The sequence below is a fragment of the Phyllobacterium myrsinacearum genome (assembly GCF_014138285.1).
In the GTDB taxonomy this organism is placed as follows: Bacteria; Pseudomonadota; Alphaproteobacteria; order Rhizobiales; family Rhizobiaceae; genus Phyllobacterium; species Phyllobacterium myrsinacearum_A.
Window position 1 is genome coordinate 1764099 of the sequence record NZ_JACGXN010000001.1, and the last position, 18789, is coordinate 1782887.

The 18789-nt window shown below is 55.5% G+C and carries 21 protein-coding genes and 1 tRNA gene; 16 read left to right on the forward strand and 6 right to left on the reverse strand.

Annotation, left to right across the window (positions count from 1 at the left end; all coding sequences use genetic code 11):
- Positions 1-28 precede the first annotated feature (28 nt).
- Positions 29-400, forward strand: a complete 372-nt coding sequence (locus FHW16_RS08755) for a hypothetical protein (protein WP_182548679.1) — start codon at positions 29-31, stop codon at positions 398-400.
- A gap of 3 nt (positions 401-403) precedes the next feature.
- Positions 404-562 carry a hypothetical protein gene (locus tag FHW16_RS08760; protein WP_182548680.1) on the forward strand — a complete coding sequence of 53 codons (159 nt, stop codon included), beginning with the start codon at positions 404-406 and terminating at the stop codon, positions 560-562.
- A gap of 35 nt (positions 563-597) precedes the next feature.
- On the opposite strand, the gene FHW16_RS08765 is transcribed toward FHW16_RS08760, so the two are convergent.
- The 3 genes from FHW16_RS08765 to FHW16_RS08775 all read right to left on the reverse strand — a co-directional run bounded on the left by FHW16_RS08765 (position 598) and on the right by FHW16_RS08775 (position 2935).
- Entirely contained in the window at positions 598-1554 is a 957-nt protein-coding gene (locus FHW16_RS08765; RefSeq protein WP_281410097.1) for a retron St85 family RNA-directed DNA polymerase, read from the reverse strand.
- On the reverse strand, positions 1554-2510 hold the full coding sequence (locus tag FHW16_RS08770) for a retron St85 family effector protein (protein ID WP_182548682.1): 957 nt from the start codon (positions 2508-2510) through the stop codon (positions 1554-1556). Before FHW16_RS08770 ends, FHW16_RS08765 begins: the two co-directional genes overlap by 1 nt.
- A 335-nt stretch (positions 2511-2845) precedes the next feature.
- Positions 2846-2935 (reverse strand) — tRNA-Ser (locus FHW16_RS08775).
- A gap of 352 nt (positions 2936-3287) precedes the next feature.
- Between FHW16_RS08775 and rplU the strand changes: the two genes are divergently transcribed.
- From rplU to rlmH, 9 genes are all read left to right on the forward strand, one after another.
- A complete protein-coding gene (rplU, locus tag FHW16_RS08780) occupies positions 3288-3767 on the forward strand; it encodes a 50S ribosomal protein L21 (RefSeq protein WP_182548683.1) in 480 nt (159 codons plus the stop codon).
- Positions 3768-3791: 24 nt separating this feature from the next.
- Positions 3792-4064, forward strand: coding sequence for a 50S ribosomal protein L27 (gene rpmA, locus FHW16_RS08785; RefSeq protein ID WP_182548684.1), 273 nt, complete (start codon positions 3792-3794; stop codon positions 4062-4064).
- Between the two features lie 119 nt (positions 4065-4183).
- On the forward strand, positions 4184-4807 hold the full coding sequence (locus tag FHW16_RS08790) for a GNAT family N-acetyltransferase (protein WP_182548685.1): 624 nt from the start codon (positions 4184-4186) through the stop codon (positions 4805-4807).
- A gap of 217 nt (positions 4808-5024) precedes the next feature.
- Positions 5025-6059, forward strand: a complete 1035-nt coding sequence (gene obgE, locus FHW16_RS08795; RefSeq protein WP_182548686.1) for a GTPase ObgE — start codon at positions 5025-5027, stop codon at positions 6057-6059.
- 198 nt (positions 6060-6257) lie between these two features.
- On the forward strand, positions 6258-7400 hold the full coding sequence (proB, locus tag FHW16_RS08800; RefSeq protein ID WP_182548687.1) for a glutamate 5-kinase: 1143 nt from the start codon (positions 6258-6260) through the stop codon (positions 7398-7400).
- 3 nt (positions 7401-7403) lie between these two features.
- On the forward strand, positions 7404-8687 hold the full coding sequence (locus tag FHW16_RS08805) for a glutamate-5-semialdehyde dehydrogenase (protein ID WP_182548688.1): 1284 nt from the start codon (positions 7404-7406) through the stop codon (positions 8685-8687).
- Between the two features lie 5 nt (positions 8688-8692).
- Positions 8693-9340 (forward strand): nicotinate-nucleotide adenylyltransferase, encoded by a 648-nt coding sequence (locus FHW16_RS08810; RefSeq protein WP_246711636.1) that lies wholly within the window; start codon positions 8693-8695, stop codon positions 9338-9340.
- Positions 9341-9489: 149 nt separating this feature from the next.
- Positions 9490-9873 (forward strand): ribosome silencing factor, encoded by a 384-nt coding sequence (gene rsfS / locus FHW16_RS08815; RefSeq protein ID WP_246711637.1) that lies wholly within the window; start codon positions 9490-9492, stop codon positions 9871-9873.
- 174 nt (positions 9874-10047) lie between these two features.
- Positions 10048-10530 (forward strand): 23S rRNA (pseudouridine(1915)-N(3))-methyltransferase RlmH, encoded by a 483-nt coding sequence (gene rlmH, locus FHW16_RS08820; RefSeq protein WP_182548689.1) that lies wholly within the window; start codon positions 10048-10050, stop codon positions 10528-10530.
- A gap of 60 nt (positions 10531-10590) precedes the next feature.
- Here the strand turns inward: rlmH and FHW16_RS08825 are convergent, their stop codons facing one another.
- A complete protein-coding gene (locus tag FHW16_RS08825) occupies positions 10591-10992 on the reverse strand; it encodes a DUF3011 domain-containing protein (RefSeq protein WP_182548690.1) in 402 nt (133 codons plus the stop codon).
- A gap of 126 nt (positions 10993-11118) precedes the next feature.
- Complete coding sequence (locus tag FHW16_RS08830) at positions 11119-12000, reverse strand: LysR family transcriptional regulator (protein WP_182548691.1); 882 nt, start codon at positions 11998-12000, stop codon at positions 11119-11121.
- A gap of 136 nt (positions 12001-12136) precedes the next feature.
- Between FHW16_RS08830 and FHW16_RS08835 the strand changes: the two genes are divergently transcribed.
- Positions 12137-13633, forward strand: a complete 1497-nt coding sequence (locus FHW16_RS08835; RefSeq protein ID WP_182548692.1) for a CoA-acylating methylmalonate-semialdehyde dehydrogenase — start codon at positions 12137-12139, stop codon at positions 13631-13633.
- Between the two features lie 70 nt (positions 13634-13703).
- Here FHW16_RS08835 and FHW16_RS08840 read toward each other — a convergent pair whose 3' ends face one another.
- Positions 13704-14357 carry a GntR family transcriptional regulator gene (locus FHW16_RS08840; RefSeq protein ID WP_182548693.1) on the reverse strand — a complete coding sequence of 218 codons (654 nt, stop codon included), beginning with the start codon at positions 14355-14357 and terminating at the stop codon, positions 13704-13706.
- An 81-nt stretch (positions 14358-14438) separates the two neighbouring features.
- Here FHW16_RS08840 and FHW16_RS08845 point away from each other — a divergent pair, with 81 nt between their 5' ends.
- The 4 genes from FHW16_RS08845 (at position 14439) to FHW16_RS08860 (ending at position 18788) form a co-directional block, all read left to right on the forward strand.
- Positions 14439-15332 carry a dihydrodipicolinate synthase family protein gene (locus tag FHW16_RS08845; RefSeq protein WP_182548694.1) on the forward strand — a complete coding sequence of 298 codons (894 nt, stop codon included), beginning with the start codon at positions 14439-14441 and terminating at the stop codon, positions 15330-15332.
- Positions 15333-15341: 9 nt separating this feature from the next.
- A complete protein-coding gene (locus FHW16_RS08850; protein ID WP_182548695.1) occupies positions 15342-16601 on the forward strand; it encodes an NAD(P)/FAD-dependent oxidoreductase in 1260 nt (419 codons plus the stop codon).
- 7 nt (positions 16602-16608) lie between these two features.
- The gene (locus tag FHW16_RS08855) at positions 16609-17610 is read left to right on the forward strand and encodes a 4-hydroxyproline epimerase (protein ID WP_182548696.1); all 1002 of its coding nucleotides are present in this window, start codon (positions 16609-16611) and stop codon (positions 17608-17610) included.
- A gap of 269 nt (positions 17611-17879) precedes the next feature.
- Positions 17880-18788: a branched-chain amino acid ABC transporter permease gene (locus FHW16_RS08860; protein ID WP_182548986.1), complete on the forward strand. Its 909-nt coding sequence runs from the start codon at positions 17880-17882 to the stop codon at positions 18786-18788.
- Position 18789: the final 1 nt, after the last annotated feature.

Below are 18789 nucleotides of genomic sequence, written 5' to 3' on the forward strand. Positions count from 1 at the left end.
AGCGTTGACGTCCACCATGGGGGATGCAATGCGGTTTTCGGCGATCGGTACGGGACTTGGGATTGTGCTTCTGGCGGGTTGCACGACGACCTCCGGCAGCAAGGGCAATGACGCGAGCCTGGTGGCCGATGTCAAGCAACTGGTAACCACTTCCTATCAATGCCAGACCGCGCTTGGCCGCGAACCGCATTACTCGGCCATCGAAAGCAGCGAGACCATCCTCAAGGCACTGGGTCATTCACCTGAGGACGCTGACAGGACTGTGCGGGGTTGGCTGAAGGGTTTGATTGCCTCGTCAAAACAGCCGACGGATCTGGATCGCAAGGCCTGCAAGGACACGCTGCTGAAGCAGGCGGAAAAAGTGCGGATCGAATTCGAGGCGCGAAAAGCCGGGAAGTAATCCATGGATGAGCCGCAGCCGCCCCGTTCCACAGCCCTGTCGCCGGTGCAATTCGTCCTTGTGCTTGTGTTCGCAGCAGGAGTAAGCTCGATCCTGTTCTATCCGGCCATGTTCCTGCTCGCCCGGATCATAGAACTGTTCCGGGCTAAGCAAGGACTCTGAATTTTGGTTTTTGGCTTGGATCAATTAATCTGCCATCAATCATCAAAAAGATTTAGTGTACCTGAAGACCATTTCAAAATTTCAATAATTTTCTCTGGGGTATATTGATGTTTCAGCAACCCAAAATATTCAGGTTCAGCAGATTTTACAAATGCAATCAACCCCGCTAGCCGTCCCACATCTTCTGCTACTAAGCGACCTTGTATATAAGCGTGAATAGTGGCTCTAATTAATCTCTTTCGTTCGCGCCCAACAGTAACACGACCATCATTCGCCAGCGTTAGACCCGTCACAACTCTGTGATACTTGGTGGTTACATGAGTAGTTTTCTTGTGGTTTATCTCTAGTCGTGGAAACTGCAATTCATCCAATATCTTGGAGACATTTTTTTTAACGTCGAGAAGGTATCCAGTTCGTGGCGCTGAAAAAGTTAAATCGTCCGCATACCTTGTATATATTACCTTATCTTGCGCAACGATCTCACTGACCCGCTGGTCAAATTCATACATCAAGATGTTTGATAATATTGGCGATGATGGCGCTCCTATAGCTAGACGGAGTCCTCTTGTTCCCCGGGCGCGGTGAAACAATAATAACGATGACAAATCTATATCTTCAGCTTCGATGAGAAATCCAGTTGCGGCACAATAAGAACGCCAGTCCTCCACGCGAATGGATGGAAAAAATCCTTTGAAATCAATTTTTAAAATCTGTCCAAAACCGGCATGCCGTTGCGCATTGTCGCGGATGCCTTGCTTATGCCGGTAGGCCATAGCAGTGTGATGTATGGGGAGTTTCATCAAGAAATTGTTAGCGAATCCGCGTTGCAGTATCTTGAGCTCTTTTGCGGGTTGCGCAATGTCCCTATAACCGCCGGATTTCTTAGGTATGCGATACTCTTTGTACCGTTCGGGGGCCGTCGCAAGAATCTTTCGGATTGAATATTCCGACATTCCACTCTCTTGGACCAAAAAGCTTATGATTTGGCCCATTATCGCGCCTCTTTCTGCACTTCAGCAATGAAATTAAATCGCCTAACATCCTTCTCACGCCAAACTGCGCGAGCTTCCGTTTGCCATCGTAGGGCGTCAATTTTAGTAGTTCCTGGTCTCGGATAGAACCGTACCGCCATAATTTCAGCGGCCGCAGCATGAAAAGTTCTGACTCCTCGCTTTTCGCTTTTTATCCATCCAGCAAAATTCGCGCATTTCAGGTAATTTTCGATGTCATCTTCAGTGCAAGTGACGCCTATACAATATAGAGCAACTTCTATCTCTTCGAGTGTAAGTGCACCGAACCATTGAATAAGTCCCACTATCAGCTTAATTTTATGCCCACTCAGGTATTTATCAAACCTAGAGTGTTTTTCGACTAATTTTGCTTTTGTTTGTACTAGTTCAAAAAGAATGTCGCTGAGATCATTCATGTTTATATTATTGAGGTTCTTAAGGTTTTCCACTCCTATGTCTTTGGGCTTAATTACGCATATCGAGTTTGCCCCGTATGACTTTTCTAGGGATCTTATGGGGCCGTATTTTATGAAGGATTTTTGATTATACTCGTGATCACCAATCACCACCAATGTACGCTTAGCGATTTCTTTTGAGGTGGCAAATGCACCAAGTTCTGCGGCACTTCCGAAACTTTCTGAAAAGACTATTATCAAGCTGCATATTTGAGCTATATCCGTTTCCAGCGTAAGAAAATCGCTGTAACCTCCATCGTCGAACAAGTTGATCACTTCTTCCGCAATTAATGGCCTGTACTTGCCTTTAAATGGCCCTTCATAAATAAGTCTCAGAAATGCTTCGCGCAGCGAAGGAGGTGGTGTTGCCCCCGAATTCATTGCTCCTCCGCAAACAAGTACAAGCGAGGTCGGCTGGTAGACCCGAATATTATCCGGGTCTACCATATTAAGAAAATTCTCTTTTAAGAGATCGTCTATCACTTACCAAAGGCTCAGAAGGGTGTGAAGCCTTGTAGAGCGGAGCGACCGAAGAAGGCGAAAAGGATTCACACCCTTCTGAGCCGAATAATCCCGGTCAATCAAATGAGGTCTAGCGAAGCGCCCGACCAAGCAATTCATGCCATTCGCGTAAGTGAGATTCATAATATGGCGGACCCAGATTAAGTCAATGAATTATCGAAAAATTCATTGACTAATGTAGTCTGCGCCAATGCAGCTAAACAAGTAGCTTCATAACAAAATTTGCCCGCACTCCCAAGCCAATTCTTGGGTTAAGTCCTAGCTTGTAAGTAAAGAAAACATAGATACAGAAATAATGGCGGAGAGGGAGGGATTTGAACCCCCGATGGAGTTGCCCCCATGCCGCATTTCGAGTGCGGTGCTTTCAACCACTCAGCCACCTCTCCGCGTGTAAGAGCCTGTCATGGACAGACCCTCGATGTGGCCGGGATGCTCTCCCTGCCGGTGCCGCGATATCCCGAAGGACTTGGCTTGAGCGTGCGACGGGCTAGATAGCGGGCAAAGCGCAAGGATACAAGAGCAATTTTGCGTTAAATTTCTTGACTCTCGCATAATCCTCACCTTATAAGCGCCCGACGACTGGCGTGGGGGATTCTCCGCGCCGTTTGTTTTTGAGTCCGGATGCCCAGATCTGCAAGGGTTGAAAGCATCTTTCGATTAATATGTCACGACTGACAAAAAGACGGTTATTGCCCTTCAAACGGCAAAAAACCGAACCGAACGCCGAAAGGGCATAAAATGTTCGCAGTCATCAAGACCGGTGGTAAGCAGTATCGCGTTGCCGCCAATGACCTTCTGAAGGTCGAGAAAGTTGCCGGCAATGCCGGTGATATCGTTCAATTTGCCGAAGTTCTGATGGTTGGCGTCGGTGCAGACGCTACGATCGGTGCTCCGACCGTTGGCGGCGCGCTGGTAACAGCCGAAGTCGTCGAGCAGGGCCGGGCACGCAAGGTCATCGCTTTCAAGAAGCGTCGCCGCCAGAACTCCAAGCGTACACGCGGTCATCGTCAGGAACTGACGACGATCCGGATCGCCGAGATCCTGACGGGTGGTGCCAAGCCTTCGAAGACTGCTGCTGAAAAGCCGGTCAACAAGAAGCCTGCTCCGAAGGCGGAAGCTGCCGCTGTGGAAGCAACCGAGACTAAAGCCGCCCCGAAAGCCAAAGCTGCGCCGAAGAAGGCTGCTGCCAAGGCTGAGAAGCCCGCTTCGGGCGAGTAAGAACAGGTTTAAAGGAGTAATCCCATGGCACACAAAAAAGCTGGTGGTTCGTCACGCAACGGTCGTGATTCCGAATCAAAGCGCCTTGGCGTGAAGAAGTTTGGCGGCGAGAAGGTTCTCGCTGGCAACATCCTCGTTCGTCAACGCGGCACCAAGTGGCATCCCGGCGTCAATGTTGGCCTCGGCAAGGATCATACACTCTTCGCTCTTGAAGCCGGTGTTGTCTCTTTCCGTACCAAAGCCAACGGCCGTAGTTTCGTGTCGATCGTGAACCCGATCGCCGAAGCAGCAGAATAGCTGGTCCTGCTTGAAGCACCGGCGTCCCCATCGGACCCGGTGACTGGCATCCAAGCCAAAAGATCAAAGGGAGATGGGGTTACCACCCATCTCCCTTTTCGCATCTGGAGGATAGCAAAATGGTTGCCGAATTACTGGAAGACGATGAAGACAGACTGGACCTGATAGACTGTCCGGTCCTCGTAACTGAACGCCTGGTCCTGCGAGCGCCGCACACCGAGGACGTTGACGCAATTGCCCGTCTCGCCGACAATCCCCGTGTGGCGGAAATGCTTTCCCGCATGCCCCATCCCTACACACAAGATCATGCGGTGGACTTCGTGCGCCGCGCCAATGCGGGCGAGATCGGCAAATGCGTCTATGCGATTACCCTCGCACAATCCGGTACGTTCATTGGTTGCTGCGGCATCAATTACCGCCGCAGCAAGGATTTGCGGATGAGTGAGCCGCGCAGGGACGAACTGGAGATCGGCTATTGGCTGGGCGAGCCCCATTGGGGCAAAGGCTATGCGACAGAAACCACGCATGCGCTGGTCGATCTCGTATTCCGCGCCACGCAGGTGGAAAAGCTGCATGCTTCATGCCGGGTCTCGAACATCGGATCGCGGCGGGTGCTATACAAGAGCGGGTTCCAGTATGCCAATACGGGCATGATGGATTCGCTCGCGGCAGGCAATGTGCCCGTCGAACGCTATATGCTGGATCGAAGGACATGGATCGGGCTTCGCAGCTGGAACACTTAGGCGGCCTATGCCAATCCACCCTGATGGTCATCTGATGCGGTTTGCTGCGCTTCCGGTACTCATGGACGAAAATGTCCACTGCGCTCCGGTTCTCGTAAACCGCATCATCCGCCTCACCAGGCTGAATTCTCAAAAGGCCGCCGATATCGATCTGGCCAGTTTTCTTCCCGTGCATTTTCCTGTAATGCCTCGGGACATCAAAAAGGACTGAACTTCCATGAAATTCCTCGATCAGGCGAAAGTCTATATCCGCTCCGGCGATGGTGGTGCCGGCTCGGTATCGTTCCGCCGTGAAAAGTTTCTGGAATTTGGCGGTCCCGATGGTGGCGATGGCGGCCGCGGCGGTGATGTCTGGGCCGAGGCCGTGGATGGTCTTAACACGCTGATCGACTATCGTTACCAGCAGCATTTCAAGGCCAAAACAGGCATGCACGGCATGGGCCGCAACATGACTGGCGGCAAGGGCTCGGATGTCGTGTTGAAGGTTCCCGTGGGAACGCAGATCTTCGAAGACGACAATGAAACCCTGATCTACGACTTCACAACCGTGGGTCAGCGTTATCGCCTTGCCAAGGGTGGAAATGGCGGCTTTGGCAATCTGCACTTCAAGACATCGACCAATCAGGCGCCGCGTCGCGCCAATCCCGGCCTTGAGGGCGAAGAGCGCAATCTGTGGTTGCGGCTGAAGCTGATCGCCGATGCGGGTCTTCTGGGCAAGCCGAATGCCGGCAAGTCGACATTTCTTGCCAGTGTGACGGCGGCCAAGCCGAAAATTGCCGACTATCCCTTCACCACCCTGCATCCGAACCTGGGTGTGGCCCGTGTGGATGCCCGCGAATTTGTCATTGCCGATATTCCGGGATTGATCGAAGGCGCGCATGAAGGCGTTGGTATCGGTGACCGTTTCCTCGGCCATGTCGAACGCACGCGGGTTCTTCTGCATCTCGTTTCCGCACAGGAAGAGAATGTGGCGGAAGCCTACAAGACCGTGCGCACCGAGCTTGAGGCCTATGGGCACGGACTTGCGGACAAGCTGGAGATCGTGGCGCTGAGCCAGATCGACACGCTGGATGCCGCCGCGCGCAAGAAGAAGGTGACTGCGCTGAAAAAGGCTGCGGGCCGCGAGCCGATGCTCCTGTCATCGGTCAGCCGCGAGGGTGTCGAGCAGGTGCTGCGTGCCTTGTCGGCGATCATCCTTGAATCGCGTCAGTCAGAGGCACCGGTAGAGATCGATACCCGCTTCAAATATTGAGTGCATCATGTCCGTGCAGAACGAGCCTGTATTTTTCACCCCCCTCTGTCCTGTCGGACATCTCCCCCGCAAGGGGGGAGATCAGCCTTCATTACTGCCTCGAACTGTTCTGCGGCATTGCAAATTAAGCGAAAATGTTGATGTCGATGTGATCTCCCCCCTTGCGGGGGAGATGTCCGACAGGACAGAGGGGGGTATATGAACGATACCCTCAAACTTTCCACCTATCGGCGGATCGTGGTCAAGATCGGTTCGGCATTGCTGGTGGATCGCGCGAAGGGACTGAAGCGCGACTGGCTGGAAAGCCTTGGTGCGGATGTGGCGCGGCTGGTGCAGGCTGGTGTCGAAGTGATGATTGTATCTTCCGGCGCCATTGCACTCGGGCGGACAGTGCTTGGATTGCCGAAAGGTGCACTGCGGCTGGAGGAAAGTCAGGCGGCCGCAGCTGCGGGTCAGATCGAACTTGCCAAAGCCTATTCCGAAGTGTTGGGCGGGCATCAATTGCGTGCCGGCCAAATTCTTCTGACTCTGTCGGACACGGAAGAGCGTCGCCGCTATCTCAATGCCCGCGCCACGGTCGGAACCCTGCTGCGGCTCAAAGCTGTGCCTGTCATCAATGAAAATGACACGGTGGCGACGACGGAAATCCGCTATGGCGACAATGATCGCCTGGCTGCGCGGGTGGCGACGATGATGGGTGCGGATCTCCTGATCCTCTTGTCCGATATTGACGGGCTCTATACGGCGCCGCCGCATCAGAACCCCGATGCGCAGTTCCTTCCGGTTGTTGACGCCATTACGCCTGAGATCGAATCCATGGCCGGTGCCGCAGCTTCCGAATACTCGCGCGGCGGTATGAAAACCAAGCTTGATGCCGGCAAGATTGCCAATGCGGCGGGCACGGCGATGATCATTGCCTCGGGAACACGCATGAATCCGCTGGGTGCAATTGATGCAGGCGAGCGGTCAACTCTCTTCAAGCCAAGCCTCAATCCGGTGAATGCGTGGAAGACCTGGATATCAGGCAATCTCGAACCGGCTGGCCGGCTGGTGATCGACGAGGGAGCACTTGTCGCACTCAAATCCGGCAAGTCGCTGCTTGCGGCTGGTGTCCGTGAGGTTGCCGGACAGTTCACACGGGGCGATACGGTTGCTGTGGTTGGTCCGGACGGACGCGAAGCAGCGCGCGGCCTTATTGCTTATGATGCCGGGGATGCCGTAAAGATTGCAGGACGAAAGACCAATGAGATTGCCACGATCCTTGGTTATGAAGCCCGTTCCGCGATGATCCACCGGGACGATCTGGTTATGCGCGCAGCAAAACGTGCTGCGAAGGAGTGAAAGATGCTGGGACGAGTCGAGGCGATTGACGACGTTGCTGAACTGATGGCCGGGATCGGCCTTAGAGCCCGTGCGGCTGCCCAGCCGTTGTCGATCGCGTCGCCGGAACAGAAAATGACCGCGCTGATCGCCATGGCTGATGCGGTGGACCGTCATGCGGCTGAGATTCTGCAAGCCAACGGCCAGGATATGGCCAATGGCGAAAAGACCGGCATGGCTGCCTCCCTGCTCGACCGGCTGAAGCTTGATGCGGCCCGGATTGCCTCGATCTCGGAAAGCATTCGCACCATTGCTGCGCTCAAGGATCCGGTCGGCGACATCATTGCCGAATGGGACCGACCCAACGGCCTGCACATCGAGCGCGTCCGCACGCCGCTGGGCGTTATCGGTGTGATTTACGAAAGCCGCCCAAATGTCACCGCTGATGCGGGGGCGCTTTGTCTCAAGTCTGGTAATGCCGTCATCCTTCGTGGCGGCTCTGACTCTGTTCATTCGTCCCGGGCAATCCATGCCGCTCTGATCGAAGGGCTCGAAGCGGCGGGTTTGCCGAAAGACGCCATTCAACTCATTCCGGTAACAGACCGCGCCGCTGTTGGCGAAATGCTGAAGGGCTTGAACGGCAATCTTGACGTCATCATTCCCCGTGGCGGCAAGAGCCTCGTTGCCCGTGTACAGGCGGAAGCACGCGTACCGGTCTTTGCCCATCTGGAAGGGCTGTGCCACGTCTATGTGGATGCATCGGCAGATCTCGAAATGGCGCGCCGGATCATAGTCAACGCCAAAATGCGCCGGACCGGGGTGTGCGGTTCTGCCGAAACGCTGCTGCTGGACCGGCTGATTGCGCCTGTCCGTCTTTTGCCCTTGCTTGAGGATTTGCATGCAGCGGGCTGCGAAATTCGTGGTGATCAGGGTGTCATCGCCCTATTTGCCGAGGCAAAACCGGCGACGGAAGAAGACTGGTCAACGGAATATCTTGATGCCATCATTTCTGTGAAACTGGTTGATGGAATTGGTGATGCCATCGGACACATCAATCGCTACTCATCGCATCATACGGAGGCGGTGATTGCTGAAGATATTCATGTGGTCGAGCGGTTCTTCAACGAAATTGACTCTGCCATCCTGTTGCACAACGCCTCGACACAGTTCGCCGACGGTGGTGAATTCGGCATGGGCGCAGAAATTGGTATTGCGACAGGCAAGATGCATGCGCGGGGTCCCGTGGGCGTGGAACAATTGACGTCCTTCAAATATCGTGTTCGCGGCAATGGTCAGACCCGCCCGTGACATCCATGGATGCGTTACGTCACGACTTTCCCGGAGTGAGCGATGCGCAGTTGCGCATGCCCTTCGTTGAAAAAGGCATGACTGTCGGGCTGTTTGGCGGATCCTTCAATCCGCCCCATGCGGGCCATGCTCTGGTGGCGGAAATCTCACTGCGCCGCCTGCAGCTTGATCAGCTCTGGTGGATTGTTACGCCGGGTAATCCTCTGAAGGACATGCGCCATCTGGCACCTCTGGCGGAACGGCTAAAACTGTGCGAACGGCAAGTGCACGACCCGCGTATCAAGGTGACGGCTTTCGAGGCTGCCTACAATGTCCGCTACACGGCCGATACGCTGTCCCTGATAAAGGCACGCAATCCAGGCGTGAATTTTATCTGGATCATGGGTGCTGACAATCTTGCTGATTTTCACCGCTGGCAGCGTTGGCAGAAGATCGCAATGACATTCCCGATCGCCGTAATTGATCGACCGGGGTCAACCCTTGCATTTCTGTCATCGCGCATGGCCAAGACTTTTGATTATGCCCGCTTTGATGAGGACGACGCACCGCTGCTGGCGCGCGCATCCGCTCCGGCCTGGACTTTCATCCACGGCCCGCGCTCGTCCCTGTCATCGACAGCGATACGTAACGGGGCGGCAAAACGGCATAAATGAAAACGTGAACAAAGGTAGTGCGATGACGTCTTGAAAGTGTCATGCGACTCTGCCTATCTTAATAACGTGCAGCACGATTAAAGGCTGCGGCGCGTTGTTCTTATTGGAAAGGAAATACACTGAGAACAGCATTACATAAGAAGGATGCCTTGGCACCTTCAACGGCGGAGATGAACGGTGAAACTTCCGTTGCTCTTGCCCTCCAGACAGTCCTTGCCAGTCTCGACGACTCCAAGGCTGAAAAAATTGTCCCCATCGATCTTCGCGGAAAGTCTGTCATCGGTGACCATATGGTCATCGCATCGGGCCGTTCACACCGTCACGTAACGGCGGTGGCTGACCAGCTCCTGCGTACGCTCAAGGAAAGCGGTCACGGAAATAATGCGAAGGTCGAAGGTCTTGCCAGCGGTGATTGGGTGTTGATCGATACAGGCGATATCATCATCCACATTTTCCGTCCTGAAGTGCGTGAGTTCTACAACTTGGAAAAGATGTGGCAGGCTCCCGAGCTTGACGGAGAAACCGTACACTAGAGCAATGTCTGCCGTTACGGCACACAAGTATGTTCTGGTATGGATAGTTCTGACGGATTGGAGCGTCCCGGCACTCTGCCATTGAGGGACGTTTCGAACGGTTAGCTTCACATGGACCGGTCGATGGCCGGAGAGTTATTCTTCGCGCCAAGTGACAAAGGACTGGAGTGTGTCATGCGTATCACCGTTTTCGCCGTGGGCCGGATGAAGTCTGGCCCCGAACGGGAATTGGCAGACCGCTATTTTGACCGGTTGAAGAAAACTGGCTCTCCGCTTGGTCTTGAATTCAACGCTGTTACCGAAATTACCGAAAGCCGTGCCCAGCAACCGGACCTGCGCAAGCAGGAAGAGTCAGCCAAAGTACTGGAAGCGCTTGATCAGGGCGGAGTGCTTGTGCTTCTGGATGAACGCGGCAGGACGATGCCATCAGAAGATTTTGCCAATGCCATTGCGCGGTTTCGCGATGACGGCAAGCGCCAGTTGCTCCTGGCAATAGGCGGGCCCGATGGCCACGATGCTGATTTAAGGAAACGTGCCGATCTCGTGCTGGCGCTGGGTGCCATGACCTGGCCGCACCAGATTGTCCGTATTCTCGTGGCGGAACAGCTTTACCGTGCAACAACTATCCTTTCAGGCCACCCCTACCACAGGGTATAAATGGCTTGCCGCCATCTCCCTCGGTGAGGAGATGGCGAAAAACCCGAATCGCTGTGATTCTCAATAGTCGTCAGGCTGGTAATATGGATCGCGGTTATCATAACCGCGCCGGTCGTCACGGCGCGGATAACGGTCATCCTGGTATCCGTCGCGCGGACGTGGATCATCCCGATAGCCGCCATTGGGACGACGGCGTTCCCGGCCGCCCTCGGCAAAGACAGCCCCGCAACCTTTGTCAACCCAGAGTGTACCGCGCTGGAAACCCCAGCTATCGCCAGCAATACAAGGTGATTTCGATGTCTGCCTGATAATGCGCGGGCGGCGCATGTCGACGTTGCATTCGCGATAGCGGAATTTTGGCGATTCACACCGTACGGCGCGTTCCTGTGCCTGTGCGGCAGGCACTGTTACGAACTGCATGCCCCCGATGGCCACAGCAATAGTTAATATATATCGGTACATTTTCCCTCTCCGATATGATGACAACACGTGGCGAAGGTACACGTGTTCGAGGCGCAATTGTGGAGTTTGTTCCTCGGACGTCAATCACATTTGTCCCGTCCGCTGTTACGTTCGTATAAGTTGCACTCAGGTAAAGCGCCCGGTCTCGGCATTGACGAGATCAGAGATGAAGCTTGAGACGGCCGTGATACGCCGGAGCGTGCGCACGGATTCATGGTAAGCAAGCCAATAGGACCTTTGAATCGTGCGTTCTGGCAGAACAGGCACGAGATCTGGATGTTCTCTGGCAATGAATGTATGCAGGATGCCGATACCTGCCCCGGCCTTGACCGCCTCGACCTGACCGATTGCGCTGGAAATTTCGAACGTAGGGCGCCAGTCACGGGTGATTTCAGGCGCATAGTTCAGCGACGGGCTGATCACAAGGTCATCGACGTAGCCCACCAGCCGATGGCCTGAAAGATCTTCCACGGTGCGAGGTGCCGGATGTGCTGCCAGATAGGATCGGCTGGCATAGAGACAGAGCGTATAATCGACGAGCTTTTTAGCCACGAGACGGCCCTGATCCGGGCGATCGACGGTGATGGCGATATCCGCCTCGCGCCGCGACAACGAAAAGGAGCGGGGAACGGGAACCAGCTGGATTTTCAGGTCCGGATAGCGGGCGGTGAGGGTAGCGATGCGCGGCGCCAGAAAGGACACCCCAAAACCATCCGGTGCACCGATGCGCACTGACCCTGAAATAGACACGTCCGCATCCCCGAGTGCGGAACGAGCTGACAGCATCTCGGCTTCCATGCGTTCGGCCGAGAGCAGAAACTCCTCGCCCGCATGAGTCAGTTCGCAGCCATTGGTGCGGCGGGTCAACAGTTTGGTGTTGATGTCGTCCTCAAGCGCCGTCAACCGCCTTGCCACTGTCGCGTGATTGACGCCAAGTCGCTTGGCCGCCCCCAATATTTGTCCCGCACGCGCCACAGCGAGGAAAATCCGCACGTCATCCCAGTTCATCGATTGGCCTCCATCCGCATTGGTACTTTAATTTTCGCACAACGGATACGCTTTTGCTCGGCTTGCAATAAAAATTTTGAAGCGCGATGATGGGACAACAGAATTCCATCAATCAATTCCAGGGAGGTTGCTCGCAATGCGTGAAGTTGGACATTTTATCGGTGGCAAGCATGTCGCCGGCACAAGCGGTCGTACGACAGAGATTTTCCAGCCTATGGACGGCACCGTTCAGGGCCGCGTCGCGCTGGCAACACCTGATGAAGTGCGCGCTGCCATCGCCAATGCCAAGGCGGCGCAGCCAGCCTGGGCTGCCACCAATCCGCAGCGCCGTGCACGCGTCCTGCGCAAGTTTCTTGATCTGGTTGAAGCCGAGTATGACTCCCTTGCCGAACTTCTGGCACGCGAACATGGCAAGACCATCCCCGATGCCAAGGGCGACATCCAGCGTGGTCTTGAAGTGGTCGAGGTCTGCCTTGGTTCAGCGCACATGCTGAAGGGCGAGTTCACCGACAATGCCGGTACGGGCATCGACGTTTATTCCATGCGTCAGCCGCTCGGCGTCGTTGCCGGGATCACACCATTCAACTTCCCGGCAATGATCCCGCTGTGGAAGGCGGGTCCAGCGATTGCTTCGGGCAATGCCTTCATTCTGAAGCCTTCCGAGCGTGATCCGGGTGTGCCGATGCGTCTTGCCGAACTGTTCATTGAAGCAGGGCTGCCTGCTGGTATTTTCAACGTGGTCAATGGTGACAAGGAAGCCGTCGACACCATTCTCGATGATCCGGATATCAAGGCTGTCGGCTTTGTCGGTTCGACACCGATTGCCCAGTACATCTATTCCCGCGCTACCGCCAACGGCAAGCGTGCCCAGTGCTTCGGCGGCGCCAAGAACCACATGATCATCATGCCGGATGCGGACATGGACCAGACGGTCGATGCGCTTATAGGTGCGGGTTACGGTTCGGCCGGCGAGCGCTGCATGGCGATCTCCGTTGCCGTTCCCGTCGGCAAGGACACAGCAGATCGGCTGGTCGAACGTCTTATCCCCCGCGTTGAAAGCCTCAAGGTTGGTCCATCCACTGACGCATCGGCGGATTACGGCCCGGTTGTCACCCGGCAGGCACTGGATCGCATCAAGGGGTACGTTGATCTCGGCATTCAGGAAGGCGCAAAGCTTGTTGTCGATGGCCGCGGGTTCAAGATGCAGGGCTATGAGAACGGCTTCTACATGGGTGGTTGCCTCTTCGATCATGTGACGCCAGACATGCGCATCTACAAGGAAGAGATCTTCGGACCGGTTCTTGGCATTGTCCGTGCTGATACCTACGAGGATGCGATCCGTCTGCCGAACGAGCACGAATACGGCAACGGCGTTGCGATCTTTACCCGTGACGGCGATGCGGCCCGTGATTTTGCCTCGCGCGTCCAGGTCGGCATGGTTGGCATCAACGTGCCCATTCCGGTTCCGATCGCCTATTACACATTCGGTGGCTGGAAGGGTTCCGGCTTCGGTGATCTGAACCAGCATGGTCCTGATGCGTTCCGGTTCTACACCAAGACGAAGACTGTCACATCGCGTTGGCCATCCGGTGTCAAGGATGGTGCCGAGTTTGTCATTCCAACAATGAAATAAGCAATTTGCATGCAATGAAATCGCCGCCCGGTTCCCTGCCGGGCGGCGATTTTTATGTACTCCGCACCATTCAGGGCGCCAGTGTCCTGAGATAGCCGATCAGCCGGGATGCCTCTTCGGCGGCCTTGTCAGGTTCGCGGGTAATAATCGCCTGAATGAGCGCCGTGTGCGCTCCGGCCGATTGTTCCAGGCTGCCGGGGCGTTGCAGCCGGAACCAGAAGCGGCGGCTATGCGTCTGCAACGGCGAAGCGAGGCGGGCGGCATAGGGATTTTCAGCAGCCTGACCGAGCACCGTATCGAAAATCTTGTCGGCGTTGAGAAAGCCGATCACATCGTTTCCCGACCGCGCAGCCGTCATCGCATCGGATGCGGCCTTCAACCGTTCATGGTGCAAGGATGCGCCATAGAGCGCGGCGCCGCGTGCAAGAACCCGCTCAACACCCTCGCGCGCATCGAGAACCTTGTTAAAATCCTGCGGATTGAGTGCAGCAATGGCAATGCCGGAACGGGGGCGAATTTCCATCAAGCCTTCCCACGCCAGTTTCTGCACTGCCTCGCGCACGGGCGTGCGGCCCATGTTGGTAACGTCGGTAAGGGTCCGTTCGTTGACGACCGCACCTGGTTCCAGTTTCAGCGTGACAATCATCTCCTCGATCTGGCGGTAGGCCAGGTCGGCAAGACTTTCTCCCGTCTGGGCAATGGTGTGGACAGCGGTTTGATCCATCAGACAAACTTTCTATTCAAGGCAATTGACAGCTTTGTTCTCTACAGATATATTTCTGATATATCAAGAAGGAGAAGAGACATGTGGTCAGGCGTTTTCCCTGCTGTTACAACCAAATTCACTGAAGATGATAAACTCGATCACAAGGAAATGGAACGTTGCTTCTCTCTCCTGATGGATGCGGGTTGCGATGGCCTTATTGTTGCGGGCTCGCTGGGTGAAGGCCCGATGCTGAGCCATGCCGAGAAGCTTGAGGTCCTGAAGACCGCGCAGAATGTTGCCAAAGGCAAGCCGGTGCTTCTGACCATCAATGAAGCGGCAACGCGTGATGGCGCTGCGCTTGCACAGCAGGCAGCCAAGGCAGGCGCCGATGGTCTGATGCTTGTTCCCAGCCCGATCTATCATACGGACCCGGAAGAGACGGTTACGGCCCTGAAGGCCGTTGCGGCTGCAGGCGATCTGCCGGTCATGATCTATTCCAACCGCATCGCCTACCGCGTGGATGTGACCAGCGAAATTCTTGCCGAACTCGCGTCGGACAAGCATTTTGTCGCCATCAAGGAATCGTCCGACGATGTGCGCCGCACGACCGATATCATCAATACTTTCGGCACGCGCTTTGATCTTTTCACCGGTGTAGACAATCTTGCTTTCGAAGCATTGACAGCTGGTGCCATCGGCTGGGTAGCCGGGTTGGTCACTGCATTCCCCAGGGAAACCGTTGCGATCTACAAGCTCGTCGGTGCAGGTCGCTATGCGGAGGCGCTGGAAATCTATCGCTGGTTCCGCCCCTTGCTCGACCTCGATGTCTCCACCTATCTTGTGCAGAACATCAAACTGGCGGAAGTCCATGAAATCGGAACGAATGATCGCGTGCGTCTGCCGCGCCAGCCTTTGCGGGGCGCGCGCCGGGCTGCCGTTGACAAGATCGTCAAGGATGCGATGGCTTCGCGGCCGAAGCTGCCTGTACTCTGAGGCCGGGCAATGAGCGCCCGCGCGGAAAAGCAGGATATCGTTATTATCGGTGCCGGTATTATCGGCATCGCTATTGCGGCGTTTCTTGCCGAAGCCGGGCGCAAGGTTCTGGTCATTGACCGCCAGGGCATCTGCGAGGGTACAAGTTCCGGCAATGCCGGTGCCCTCGCATTTTCCGACATTCTGCCCATGGCCTCGAAAGGGATCATGACCAAGGTTCCGGGCTGGCTGATGGACCCGCTCGGGCCCTTCACCATCCGCCCGTCCTATCTGCCAAAACTGGCACCGTGGCTCTACCGGTTCTGGCGTGCCAGCCGGTCCGATGTGCAGAAGCGAACGACTGTTACGCAAGGTGCAATGATGCGTCTGGCCGAGCCGGAGATGCTTGGCCTGATGCAGCGGGCCGGTATCCGCCATATGGTGCGCGAGGATGGCTCGCTGGAGCTCTATGAGAGCGAACATGAACTCAATCTATCCTTGCCCGGCTGGGCTGCGCGGACCGGTGCCGGAATAGCGTTCGAACATCTGCGTGGTGATGCTTTGTCCGAACGCCAGCCGGGTCTCTCACCGCGTTTTGTTGCTGGAACGTTCGTTCCCGGCTGGAAGACGGTGAGTGATCCTCAGCATGTCGGCAAGGGATTGTGGGCCTATGCGGAAAAGCTGGGCGCGCAGTTTGTGCAAGCGGATGTGACCTCCGTGGGCGCCAGCGATGATAACGCGACTGTCAGGCTTGCGGACGGGCGGTCTATCGATGCAGACAAACTTGTTATTGCTGCGGGTGCATGGTCGCACCGGCTGTCGAAGAACCTCGGTGATGCTATTCCGCTTGATACGGAGCGCGGCTACAACACAACGCTGCCGACGGGTGCATTTGATGTCAAATGCCAGTTGATTTTCTCCGGCCATGGCTTTGTTGTGACGCCGCTTGAAACCGGTGTGCGCGTTGGCGGTGCGGTGGAATTAGGCGGCGTCGACCTTCCGCCAAATTACAAACGCTCCGAGGTCATGCTGCAGAAAGCCAAGACATTCCTGCCGGATCTTGATATTTCAGGCGGCCGGCAATGGATGGGTTATCGTCCGTCGATGCCGGATTCCCTGCCGGTTATCGGCTATGCCAGGCAGAGCAAGAATGTTCTCTACGCCTTTGGTCACGGGCATCTGGGGTTGACCCAGTCCGCTGCCACGGGCCGACTGATCCGTGATCTGATCGAGGGCCGTACACCGGCGATCCCGATCGATCCGTTTTACCCGCAACGCTTTCAGGACTGAAAATATCATGGCGCGTCATTCCTTCTTCTGTGTCGATGGCCACACCTGTGGCAACCCGGTCCGCCTTGTGGCGGGGGGAGGCCCAAACCTTGTTGGTTCGACCATGATGGAAAAGCGTGCGCATTTCCTGCGTGAGTTCGACTGGATCCGGACGGGGCTGATGTTCGAACCGCGCGGACATGACATGATGTCCGGTTCAATCCTCTATCCGCCAACCCGCGATGATTGCGATGTGGCTGTGCTGTTTATCGAGACATCGGGCTGCCTGCCGATGTGCGGCCACGGGACGATCGGTACAGTCACAATGGCCATCGAACACGGGCTGATTACGCCGAAGACACCGGGCGTTTTGCGGCTCGACACGCCGGCAGGTGTGGTGGTCGCCGAATATACGAGGGAAGGCGAGTATGTCACCGGCGTCCGCATCACCAATGTTCCAGCATTTCTCTATGCGGAAGGGCTGGAAGTGGAATGCCCCGATCTGGGTACGCTGCACATGGATGTTGCCTATGGCGGCAATTTCTATGCGATTGTCGATCCACAGAAGAATTTCCGCGACATGGCGGACTATCGTGCTCTTGATCTTATCGGATGGAGCCCGGTGTTGCGCGAACGCCTCAATGAGCGTTATTCATTCCAGCATCCGGAAAAGCCTGACATCAACACGCTCAGTCATATTCTGTGGACCGGCGCGCCGACCAAGCCGGAAGCGCATGCCCGCAATGCCGTGTTCTATGGTGACAAGGCCATTGACCGCTCGCCCTGCGGGACGGGCACGTCCGCCCGCATGGCGCAATTGGCTGCAAAAGGAAAGCTGAAGCCCGGCGATGACTTCGTACACGAATCAATCATCGGTTCACTGTTCCATGGCCGCGTGGAAGCAGCGACGAATGTGGGCGAAAGGCAAGCGATCATACCATCCGTCGCAGGCTGGGCGCGGATGACTGGTTACAACACGATCTTCATTGACGATCGCGATCCTTTCGCTCACGGATTTGTGGTCAAGTGAGGCTTGCGGTCCCCTTCGGAACAATAAGGCGGGGATAGATAATTCGGTTAAATTGAAGGCATGTGCCGTGAATTTCGTCAACAATGGACGAAAATTTGGTGAAAAATTTCGCACGGAGTATGCCAGCAAATGTGATGCCGCTGTTTGTGCTAAAAAAGCTGTTGCTTTCTTTAACGCAGACGTTACGTGTAAAGAAGTTGGGGTAAACGGGAACCGGATAAAAAAACCGGATAAGAAACTTCCCAATGAAAATGAGGGGTATCGTTGCGATGGAGTACTTCATCCAGCAATCGATCAACGGTCTGACACTAGGTTCAATCTACGGCCTGATCGCAATCGGCTACACGATGGTCTACGGGATCATCGGTATGATCAACTTCGCCCATGGCGACGTTTTCATGCTTGGCGCTTTTATGGCGATGATCGTTTTTCTTGCTTTAACCACTTTTATCGGCGGTGTACCCGTTGTGCTGGCACTGCTTCTTATGATGCTGGTTGCCATGCTGCTGACAGGGCTGTGGAGCTGGACAATTGAACGTCTGGCATACCGGCCCTTACGCGGGTCGTTCCGTCTTGCGCCATTGATCACGGCGATCGGCATGTCGATCGCCCTGTCGAATTTCGTGCAGGTCACACAGGGTCCTCGCAACAAGCCGATTCCTCCGCTCGTCAATGGCGGCGTCACAATTTATGGAACAGGCATCACCATCGCCTACAAGCAGATGGTCATCGTGGCCGTAACTGCAGTCCTGCTTGCCGCATTCTGGTATCTGGTCAACCGAACCACGCTGGGGCGCGCGCAGCGATCCTGTGAGCAGGACCGCAAGATGGCCGCACTCCTCGGCATCGACGTGGACAAGACGATCTCGATGACCTTCGTCATGGGTGCCATGCTCGCTGCCGTTGCCGGAACGCTCTATCTCATGTTCTACGGCGTCATCTCCTTCACGGACGGTTTTACACCCGGCGTCAAGGCGTTCACGGCTGCCGTGCTTGGCGGTATCGGTTCATTGCCCGGCGCTGTGGTCGGCGGTTTGCTGATCGGGTTGATCGAGGCGCTTTGGTCCGCATACTTCTCCATTGACTACAAGGATGTGGCGGCGTTCTCCATTCTCGCAATTGTCCTGATCTTCCTGCCCTCCGGCATCCTTGGTCGGCCCGAAGTCGAAAAGGTTTAAG